The sequence below is a fragment of the Methylobacterium sp. WL7 genome (assembly GCF_008040085.1).
GTDB classification, from domain to species: domain Bacteria; phylum Pseudomonadota; class Alphaproteobacteria; order Rhizobiales; family Beijerinckiaceae; genus Methylobacterium; species Methylobacterium mesophilicum.
This window is the reverse complement of sequence record NZ_VRVG01000377.1, coordinates 1-487: the sequence shown is the minus strand read 5'-3', so window position 1 is coordinate 487 and position 487 is coordinate 1. Positions and strand designations below refer to the sequence as shown.

1 protein-coding gene is annotated in these 487 nt (G+C 44.6%); it reads left to right on the top strand.

Features of this window, described 5'->3' with window-relative positions:
- Positions 1-487 (top strand): Calx-beta domain-containing protein (locus tag FV233_RS29865; RefSeq protein WP_210249533.1); only part of this gene is annotated, 487 nt, incomplete at both ends.

Genomic DNA, 487 nt, shown 5'->3' with positions numbered 1-487 from the left:
CCATTAACTGTCGTTTCGAGAATAAGCCATTATTATGGCACCGACAGCGATAATAGCTTTTCTTACTACGATCACGTCTGGCGGCAAGCGACCGTTGATGTATCGCCCCAATCTATAAATATTGGCATAACTGGCTCAACCAATATTGTGGAGGGCGATGTCGCCTCAAGGCAAGCACTATACACCATTGCACTTGATCGTGCTGCTTTAGATTCCGTTACAGTCACTTACGCAAGTTCTGACGGGAGTGCTAAAATTGGCTCTGATTACCAAGGCGTTTCAGGCTCACATACATTCGCACCCGGCGAAACCAGCTGGACATTTCCAATCAACATCTTGCCGGATTTGCAATACGAACCGGATGAAAATTTCAAAATATCACTGAGTACCGTTTCTTCCCTCTCTAATGATACTATCGTTTCTATCAAAAGCGGTCAATCTAACGTCGATACTATTATTTCTGATGGGTCCTTGCCCAAGTCAACAC